The following is a 6,065-nucleotide window of genomic DNA, read 5'->3' on the forward strand; positions in this document are numbered from 1 at the left end:
AAAACGGCGCGCTGCGCGGGCAGCAGGACTGCTCGACTTCACCATCCGCCCAGGCGCAACCGCCGCCGGCACGCTTCGCCACATACAGCGCGCGGTCGACACGTTCGAGCAATTGCGCCGTAGTGATCCCAGCCAGCGTCGCATGACTGACGGCGATGCCCGCGCTGGCACCGATGCACACCGGCAGCTCCCCCAACAGATACGGCATCGACAGGTCGAACACCGCCTTGCGGGCCAAGGCCAGAGCTTCGTCACGGCCCTGTTCGGCGCTCGCGACCGGCTTCAGCAGCATGAACTCGTCGCCGCCGAACCGTGCGGCGACGCCCTCGGCGCCGACGCAGGCGGTCAGCCGCTCGGCGACCTGGCGGAGCAGATCGTCACCGGTGTGATGACCATGGCGATCGTTGATCGGCTTGAAGCCGTCGAGATCGATCGCCACCACGGCGAAGTGTCCTGCCATTCCCGACAGCGCCTGCAGGAAGCCGGCGCGGTTCGGCAGGTCGGTGAGGAAATCGTGCGTCGCTTGGCGCGCCAGGCGGTGCTTGGCTTCGAGGCGCTCGGTGAATGCGGCGCTGAGATGCTTCGAAGCTTCGCGCAGGGTCAGCCAGAACAGCACCAGCATGCCGGCGCCGATGTTATAGGCAATCTCAGGCCGCATCATTCCGGCGATCATGATCGGCGTCAGCAGAGCGGCCGAGGCGGTGAGAATGATCCACGGCCGGATCGCGGCGCGCGACACCATGCCGACGCAGTACGACATCGACAGTCCGAACGACACCCAGGCGCCTGGCCCGTCGCCGAGTTGCAGCGCACGGAACGACAGCGCGCCGAGCGCGAGGCTGAACAGGGTGGCGCCGGCGCCGTACAAACGCTCCCAGCGCACCACATCGGCATCGGTGAACTGCGCGGCGCGCGCCTTGTAGCGCAGGAGTGAAACCACGCGGGCGGTGGCCATGACGAAGATGCACAGCGTGATCACCGCGTAGCCGGGATCGCCGCTGATCACCGTCAGTGCCAAGGCTCCGGTGACGGAAGTGACGCCGATCGCGGCCACTTGTGGCAGCGAGGTGTAGAGCAATTCGACCAGCTCGCGGCGAATCCGCGGGTCGGGATGCAGGAAACGGGACAACACCGGAAAGCGCATAGTCGCAACATCGTAGACAGTTCCTAATAAGCGATAGCAACTGCGCCCAACGTTGGTAGCCGGGTGGGCGTATCCTTAATGAAATGTTTGCGGTGGAGCGGCCAGGGGTCTTCGCAACCGCTGCGCCGGCCTGGTGTTACACGGGCGGCCAGTTGCGGAGTGCCATGTCGGCGAGCTTGCGCAACTGATCGGAGGAGGCGCCGCTCGCCGCCTGCACCGCCATACCCTGCAGGATCGCCGCAACGTAGCGCGCCAAATCGCCGGCATCGGCGGTGGCTGGCAGATCGCCATCGGCGATCGCGCGGGCGAGGCGGTCCTGCAGATCCTGCTCGCCCTTGGCGCGCCGGGCGGCCAGTTCCTGCTTGATCGTCTCCGCCGCTTCGCCGCAGCACAGCGCGCCTTGCACCGCCAGACAGCCGGGGTTGCTGGGATCGGTCATAGCGTCGACCGCGCCGTGCAGGATGTGTTCGACCACTTCGCGCGCGGTCGGCTTCTGCAGGCCGGCCTGATAGTAGCCGCCAGGGCCGTCGACGTAGCGGTCAAGGGCTTTCCGGAACAGGTCTTCCTTGTTGCCGAACGCCGCATACAGGCTCGGCTTGGTGATCCCCATCGCCTCGGTGAGGTCGGTCATCGAGGTGCCTTCGTACCCCTTGCGCCAGAACACATGCAAAGCGAGGTCGAGCGCCGCATCGACGTCGAATTCGCGGGGGCGTCCCAGGGCCATGGCTGGATCTCCAGAGATTTCTACCGACCGGTAGATAAGTCTCTTGACAGTGGATGTCGATAGTCCATCTATACCGGACGGTATGGATATGTGCGTCGCAACATGGTCCGAGAGGCGTCTCGCCAACTGCATCGCACCCACGGGTTACTGAAGTTGCTGGGCTTTTTGCAAGCCCGCTATGGTTGAACGGGAGTCATCATGGCGAATAAGATTGGTCGAAATGTCGCGCTGGGTGCCGGGATTGTGGCGGCTTCGGTAGCTCTCGCCGGCGGCGCGGTGCTGATGGAGCGCACCGGAGCCGCGCAGGCGCAAACGGCTGCGGCGGCGCCGGCCGCTGTGCCGGTATCGGTGGCACTGGTCGAGGCCAAGGCCACGACCCCCTCGGAGGAGTTCTCCGGCCGGCTCGAGGCGATCGAGCGCGTGGAGATCCGCTCGCGGGTCGCCGGGGCCGTCCAGGAGATCCAGTTCCGGGAAGGCGCCCTGGTGAACAAGGGCGACTTGCTGGTCCGGATCGACCCGTCGCTGTACGCCGCCGAGGTCGATCGGGCCCAGGCGCAATTGTCGGCGGCCCGCGCGCGCGTCGTCTTCACCAAGGCCGACGTCGAGCGCAGCCAGCAGCTCTCCAGCTCCAGCATCACCCAGCGCGAGGTCGACAACCGCCTCAACGCCTATCGCGAGGCGGAGGCAAACCTCAAATCCGCCGAGGCGGCGCTGAAGACCGCTGAGCTGAACCTCAGCTACACCGAAATCCGCGCCCCGGTCTCCGGTCGGGTCGGCAAGGTCGAGATCACCGTCGGCAATCTGATCGCCGCGGGTCCGAGCTCGCCGCTATTGACGACGCTGGTCTCGGTCAATCCGATCTATGCCAGCTTCAATGCCGATGAGCAGGTTGTGACCCGCGCGTTGAAGACGCTCGCTGATGAAGGAACGCCGGGCGCCATCGAACGCATCCCGGTCGAGATGACGACGATTGCGGGTGGGGCACCGGTGAAAGGCAAGATGCAGTTCATCGACAATCAGGTCGATCCGCGCTCCGGCACGGTGCGGGTGCGCGCCATGTTCGACAATGCCGATGGCCGGCTAATGCCCGGACAGTTCGCGCGGCTATCGATGGGGCAGCCGAAGCCCGAGCCAGCGCTGTTGGTCAGCGAGCGCGCAGTCGGCACCGACCAGAACAAGAAGTTCGTCATGGTGGTCGATGGCCAGAACCACGCCGAATATCGCGAAGTGACGCTCGGGGCGTCGGTCGATGGCCTGCGCGTGGTGGCGTCCGGGCTGAAGGCCGGCGAGCGCATCGTCGTCAACGGCCTGCAGCGGGTCCGTCCCGGCGTCACCATCAAGCCTGAGACGGTGGCGATGGATGCCGCCGCGAACAAGACGGTGGCTCAGAACTAACCGTTGCGGCTCCGCCGCCAAGGCGGAGCCGAACCCCTTCTTCTCGTCAGACATCACGCGGCAGACGTCCCGTCCGCCGTGCAGGGATCATTGCGCTCGTGTGCGGGCGAACCGGCGGATCACAGCCATGAATTTCTCCAAGTTCTTCATCGATCGCCCGATCTTCGCCGGCGTGCTGTCGGCGGTGATCTTCCTCGCTGGCCTGTTGTCGATGCCGGTGCTGCCGATCTCCGAATATCCGGAGGTGGCGCCGCCGACCATCGTGGTGTCGGCGCAATATCCCGGCGCCAACCCGAAGGTGATCGCCGAAACCGTCTCGACGCCGATCGAGGAGCAGATCAACGGCGTCGAGAACATGCTGTACATGAGCAGCCAGGCGACCACCGACGGCAAGATGACGCTCAACGTCACCTTCCGCCTCGGCACCGATCCGGACAAGGCGCAACAACTAGTGCAGAACCGCGTCTCGCAGGCCGAGCCGCGGCTGCCGGCGGAGGTCCGCGCACTCGGCATCACCACCATCAAGAGCGCACCCGACCTCACCATGGTGGTGCACCTGATGTCGCCGAACGACCGCTACGACATGACGTATTTGCGCAACTACGCGGTGCTCAACGTCAAGGATCGTCTGGCACGGATTCCCGGCGTTGGCCAAGTGCAGTTGTTCGGCTCCGGCGACTATTCGATGCGGGTCTGGCTCGATCCGCAGAAGGTCGCCGAGCGCGGCCTGTCGCCAGCCGACGTGGTGCGCGAGATCCGTGCGCAGAACGTCCAGGCCGCAGCCGGGCAGGTGGGCAGCTCGCCGGGCGAGCCGGGGCTCGACCTGCAGCTCTCCGTCAATGCACAGGGGCGGCTGCAGACCGAAGAGGAATTCGGCGAGATCATCGTCAAGAACGGCGACAACGGCGAGGTGGTTCGGCTGCGCGATGTCGCGCGAATCGAGCTCGGCGCCGCCGACTACGCGCTGCGCTCGCTGCTCAACAACAAGTCCGCGGTGGCGGTGCCGATCTTCCAGTCGCCGGGCTCGAACGCGATCCAGATCTCCGACAACGTCCGCGCGACGATGAAGGAGCTGAAGCAGAACATGCCGGACGGCGTCTCCTATGACATCGTCTATGACCCGACCCAGTTCGTCCGCGCCTCCATCGAAGCGGTGATCCACACGCTGCTCGAAGCGATCGCACTGGTCGTGCTGGTGGTGATCCTGTTCCTGCAGACCTGGCGCGCGTCGATCATCCCGCTGATCGCGGTGCCGGTGTCCGTGGTCGGCACCTTCGCGGTGATGCACGTGTTCGGCTTTTCGATCAACGCGCTGACGTTGTTTGGCCTGGTGCTGGCAATCGGTATCGTGGTCGACGACGCCATCGTCGTGGTCGAGAATGTCGAGCGCAATATCGAACGCGGCCTGGGCCCGAAGGAAGCGGCCTATCAGGCGATGCGCGAGGTGACCGGGCCGATCATTGCGATCGCGCTGGTGCTGGTCGCGGTGTTCGTCCCGCTCGCGTTTATCACCGGCCTCACCGGGCAGTTTTACAAGCAGTTCGCCTTGACGGTGGCGATCTCGACGGTGATCTCCGCCTTCAATTCGCTGACGCTGTCGCCGGCGCTCGCCGCACTGCTGCTGAAGGGCCATGACGCACCGAAGGACGCGCTGACGAAAGCGATGGACAAGACCCTCGGTTGGTTCTTCGTTCGCTTCAATCGCTTCTTCACCCGCAGCTCGGAGGCTTATGGCGGCGGCGTTCGGCGCGTGGTGTCGCGCCGTGCAGCGGGCATGGGGCTGTATCTGCTGCTGGTCGGCGCGACGTTCTATCTGTTCCACGCGGTGCCGGGCGGGTTCGTGCCGGGGCAGGACAAGCAATATCTGGTTGGCTTCGCGCAGCTTCCGGACGGCGCCACGCTGGACCGCACCGAGGACGTGATCCGCCGGATGGGCGAGATCGCCCAGCAAGAGCCCGGGGTCGAGAACTCGATTCAGTTTCCCGGCCTGTCGATCAACGGCTTCACCAACTCGTCGAACTCCGGCATCGTCTTCATCGGCCTGAAGGACTTCGCCGAGCGCAAGGACAAGTCGCTGAGCGGCAATGCGATCGCGCTGTCGCTGAACAAGAAGTTCGCCGGCATCCAGGATGCGTTCATCGCCATGTTCCCGCCGCCACCAGTGGCGGGGCTCGGCACGATCGGCGGATTCAAGCTGCAGATCGAGGATCGCGCGGGGCTCGGCTACGAGGCGCTCAACGAGGCGACCAAGGCGTTCATCGCCAAGGCAAGCGCGCAGAAGGAACTGGCGGGGCTGTTCACCAGCTATCAGATCAACGTGCCGCAGCTCTATGCCGACGTCGATCGCACCAAGGCCCGGCAGCTCAACGTGCCGGTGACGTCGATCTTCGAGACCATGCAGATCTATCTCGGATCGCTCTACGTCAACGACTTCAACAAGTTTGGCCGCACCTATTCGGTGCGGGTGCAGGCCGACGCCAAGTTCAGGGCCCGGGCGGACGATATCGGCCAGCTCAAGGTGCGTTCGGACTCCGGCGAGATGATTCCGCTGTCGACGCTGTTGCGGGTCAAGGAAAGCGCCGGGCCGGAGCGGGCGATGCGCTACAACGGTTTCCTCACCGCCGACCTCAGCGGCGGCGCTGCACCCGGCTTTTCGACCGGGCAGGCGCAGGCCGCGATCGAGCGTGTCGCCAAGGAGACGCTGCCGAAGGGCACCTCGTATGAATGGACCGAGCTGACCTACCAGGAGATCATCGCCGGGAACTCGTCGCTGATCGTGTTCCCGGTTGCGCTGCTGCTGGT

At 65.3% G+C, this 6,065-nt stretch carries 4 protein-coding genes; 2 read left to right on the forward strand and 2 right to left on the reverse strand.

Annotated elements, in window-relative coordinates:
- A partial coding sequence (locus DYI24_RS19390; protein WP_164573465.1) for a GGDEF domain-containing protein occupies positions 1-1,144 on the reverse strand: 1,144 nt, incomplete at its 3' end.
- A 136-nt stretch (positions 1,145-1,280) separates the two neighbouring features.
- Positions 1,281-1,868: a TetR/AcrR family transcriptional regulator gene (locus DYI24_RS19395; RefSeq protein ID WP_164573466.1), complete on the reverse strand. Its 588-nt coding sequence runs from the start codon at positions 1,866-1,868 to the stop codon at positions 1,281-1,283.
- Positions 1,869-2,066: 198 nt separating this feature from the next.
- Here DYI24_RS19395 and DYI24_RS19400 point away from each other — a divergent pair, with 198 nt between their 5' ends.
- Positions 2,067-3,263 carry an efflux RND transporter periplasmic adaptor subunit gene (locus DYI24_RS19400; RefSeq protein ID WP_164573467.1) on the forward strand — a complete coding sequence of 399 codons (1,197 nt, stop codon included), beginning with the start codon at positions 2,067-2,069 and terminating at the stop codon, positions 3,261-3,263.
- A 127-nt stretch (positions 3,264-3,390) separates the two neighbouring features.
- Positions 3,391-6,065: efflux RND transporter permease subunit (locus DYI24_RS19405; RefSeq protein WP_164573468.1), on the forward strand; the 2,675-nt coding region annotated here is incomplete at its 3' end.

The organism is Rhodopseudomonas sp. BR0C11, assembly GCF_010820945.1.
GTDB classification, from domain to species: domain Bacteria; phylum Pseudomonadota; class Alphaproteobacteria; order Rhizobiales; family Xanthobacteraceae; genus Rhodopseudomonas; species Rhodopseudomonas palustris_H.

Bases quoted from the DNA above. Each gene is read 5' to 3' on its own strand.
- DYI24_RS19395 (WP_164573466.1), bottom strand. From the start codon at position 1,868: ATGGCCCTGGGACGCCCCCGCGAATTCGACGTCGATGCGGCGCTCGAC.
- DYI24_RS19400 (WP_164573467.1), top strand. From the start codon at position 2,067: ATGGCGAATAAGATTGGTCGAAATGTCGCGCTGGGTGCCGGGATTGTG.